Raw genomic sequence first — 3342 nt, 5'->3', positions numbered from 1 at the left:
ATTCCATAAGGTACTAATATACTAATAAGTATCCCTGTTACAATCATCGTTACCGAACCGATAGTTGCCTCTTTCTCTCCTTCTTTCACTAGACGGCTCACACCAATAATATGTGATGCGCAGCCCATCCCCACTCCTTTTCCAATCGTACTTGTTATACGGAAAAACTTAAGTACTGTCGGTCCGATAATAGCACCTGTTATTCCTGCAACAACTACAAAACTAGAAGTCATAGATGGAATGCCACCAATTTGATCCGCTAATGAAATGGCAATAGGCATTGTCGCTAATTGTGGTAAAGTTGTTAATATAAGTTCCTTATCTATATTTAAAATTCCACCAATCACTACATTCATACTCGTTAAAGCCACTATACCTATCACTACGCCGATTAGTATCGCTAAAAAGTTTTTCATAAGTATCTTTCGCTCTTTAAATAGAGGTATAGCTAACGCTACAATTGCAGGACTCAAAAAACCTGAAAGAATGTCTCCCCCATTTTCCTTATACTCATGATGAGAAATACCAAATATCAAAAATAAGCAAATCATAATTGCTGTAACTGTTAATACCGGTAACGTAAATGGAAACGTAAATTTTTTATATAACTTTGTCGCCAATAAATAAATTACTACAGTAATAATAATTAAGACCATTTGAATCGTGCACCTTGTCGATTTTATTTTTTTGATGTTACTAATAATTGACTTACATACCCTGAAACAATCAATGTTACTACCGTACTTGCAATTACTAAAAGGAATATAACACTCCCCTTACTTAAAAGAAAAGATCCATATTCCATTAATCCTGTTGTCGAAGGAATTAGAAATAACGGTAAAAATACTATTAACTTTTCTGCCCCTACCTCAAACCACTTTAATGGAAAAATACGAGTAGAAAGGAGTAGAAACAATATTAACATCCCTATTAAACTTCCTGGCATCGACAGATGGAATACTCCTTGAATCCACGTACCAGCTAAGCTAAAAACATATAGCACGCCTACTTGAAGTAAAAGCGTCACGTACTTCATTTCTTTCCCTCATTTCCATATTACGCTTCACTATTATGAAATCTCATTTAATGTTTCCGCAAACCTTGTAACTCCAAGCTGAATTTGCTCTACATTCGCTCTGCCAAAAGTAAATCGGATATATTCACTTTTCGAACCTAGGACGCTTCCTGGGACAAATGCTACACCATTTTGTATAGATTCACCTAGTAAATGATATTCATCAAACGTTCCTTGCACTTTGCACCATAAATGTATTCCGCCCTCAGGAACAAAAAATTCAATCTGGTCCCCTAATATTTCTTCAAGCTTTCTAATTAACTCATCTCTTCTTTGTTTCAGTTGTCCACGAAGTATCGTAATATGCGTATGAAAATCCTCAGATTCTAAAAATTGGTTCGCTACCCACTGTGTAAATACACTATGACCGAAATCAACTTGCTGCTTCGCATCTGCCAATCTCTCAATTACGCGCGTGGGGCCAATTACCCAACCGATACGTAATCCTGATGCAACAATTTTTGATAATGAGCTCACATAAAGAACATTCCCATTTTGATCCATCGATTTCAATGTTGGATTCACTTCTCCATTAAAAGAAGTCAAACTATACGGATCATCTTCTACAATCGGTATACCAAATTCAGAAGATAGTTCTAAAACCTTTTTACGTCTTGCCAATGAAAGTACCGTTCCAGTTGGATTTTGATAATCCGGATTTAAAAACACCATACGAATGCGATGCTTTTTGTGCAAATCGATTAAGTCATCTGGATTCATACCATGCTGATCAACTGGTAAACGGAATATTTTTAAACCTGCTGATTTAAACATCGGAAGTGAATAACAATAGGAGGGATCCTCAATTGCAATCGCATCTCCAGGCTTTAACAAACATTGAACGATAAGATTAAGTGCTTGCTGAGCTCCAGATGTAATAAGAATAGAGCTTGAATCTGCTTCTATTTGTTTATATTGCTCGACATGTGTCGCAATGGTTTTTCGCAACATTTCATTTCCAAGCGGATGGTCATAACCGAGATTTCCCATAAATGTTTTCTCCGACAAAATTGTTCGAAATCTATCACTCGGAATTAAATCTGATGACAATTCACCACTCGCTAAATTGATTAAATCATCTTTTTGTGTTTCCGTTCGAATTTGTTGAACAAGTGGTACATTAGGTAAGAACGATCCATCCTCAACGTACCTACCCCAGTTCGGTATTCGTTTATGTGACACACCCCATATATCTGTATTCACCCGAGTGCCGCTTCCTTTTTTCCGTTCTACTACCCCAAGTGATTTCAATTCCTCATAAGCAGCTACGACCGTACTCCGGTTCACTTGTAAATTCTGTGCTAACATACGCTCGGAAGGTAATTTTCTATCAGAAGGGAATTCACCGGTAGAAATGCCTCTTTCAATGTAATCAGCAATTTGTTTATAAACTGGTATCTTATCTTCACGATTCGGTTGCCATTCCATTTAGTTCCCTCCTCTCCAAGCTGGTGTCCTGAACTCATTAATAACAGTATTCACTGCAAAAATGGTATTAATCAAGCGCATGATTTAAAAATGCCTCTACCGTCACATTAAAGCTAGTAGGCTGTTCTAAATAAGGCAAGTGCCCACTATTTTTCAACTCAACGAAAGTCACGTTTCTCAGGTGTTTTTCAAATTCTCTCACATACTTTTCCGGAACAAAATAATCATTCTCTCCTCGTATTATTAATGCAGGACATGCAATGTTAGAGAGGTATGGTCTTTGATCGTAATCAACTAATTCAGCGAATAGCCTTTGAATATGCGTCGGATGAATCGTTTGTAGGGATTGATGAAATCCTCGGACAATTGCATCATTATCTTCTACTCCCATTGCTCTCAATAACGTATCAGCCCAAGTTTTCCCTTTATCCTGCAAGCTAAGTAAATCATATACTTCAAGTCGTTCTTTACGATCTGCCGGTTCTAAATAGGGAAATGCATTTACAACAATTAAGCTAGAAACAAAACGTGGATATTGAATAGCAAAATCGATACCCACTCTAGCTCCTTTCGAAAGACCACAAATTGTTACTGATTTTAGCTTTAAATGATTACATAACTCATATAAAACATTTGAATATTCTTTAAAACTAATTTCCATCCCTTCGGATTTCCCATGCCCAGGTAAATCGAGTGAGATTACGGTCCATGTCTTCTTGAAGTATTTTCTTTGATATAACCAATTATTCGAATTTCCTCCAAGACCGTGTAAAAACAATATGACAGGACCCGATCCTTCTATATTGTAAAAAATCTTTCGATTCTTATATTCAAAATAC

The 3342-nt window shown here is 36.6% G+C and carries 4 protein-coding genes; all 4 read right to left on the bottom strand.

What is annotated here, in order from left to right:
• Positions 1 to 656 (bottom strand): LrgB family protein (locus AB3X49_RS19780; RefSeq protein WP_367964233.1); only part of this gene is annotated, 656 nt, incomplete at its 3' end.
• A 23-nt stretch (positions 657 to 679) separates the two neighbouring features.
• On the bottom strand, positions 680 to 1036 hold the full coding sequence (locus AB3X49_RS19775; RefSeq protein ID WP_002190466.1) for a CidA/LrgA family holin-like protein: 357 nt from the start codon (positions 1034 to 1036) through the stop codon (positions 680 to 682).
• Between the two features lie 33 nt (positions 1037 to 1069).
• Positions 1070 to 2503 carry a MocR-like pyridoxine biosynthesis transcription factor PdxR gene (gene pdxR / locus AB3X49_RS19770; protein ID WP_367964230.1) on the bottom strand — a complete coding sequence of 478 codons (1434 nt, stop codon included), beginning with the start codon at positions 2501 to 2503 and terminating at the stop codon, positions 1070 to 1072.
• A 67-nt stretch (positions 2504 to 2570) separates the two neighbouring features.
• Positions 2571 to 3342: alpha/beta fold hydrolase (locus tag AB3X49_RS19765; protein ID WP_367964228.1), on the bottom strand; the 772-nt coding region annotated here is incomplete at its 5' end.

It is taken from the genome of Bacillus sp. C30 (genome assembly GCF_040838255.1).
Classification (GTDB): Bacteria; Bacillota; Bacilli; order Bacillales; family Bacillaceae_G; genus Bacillus_A; species Bacillus_A mycoides.
Note: the sequence above shows the minus strand (reverse complement) of the source record. Positions and strands in the feature narration are given on the sequence as shown.

Bases quoted from the DNA above. Each gene is read 5' to 3' on its own strand.
- AB3X49_RS19775 (WP_002190466.1), bottom strand. From the start codon at position 1,036: ATGAAGTACGTGACGCTTTTACTTCAAGTAGGCGTGCTATATGTTTTT.
- pdxR (WP_367964230.1), bottom strand. From the start codon at position 2,503: ATGGAATGGCAACCGAATCGTGAAGATAAGATACCAGTTTATAAACAA.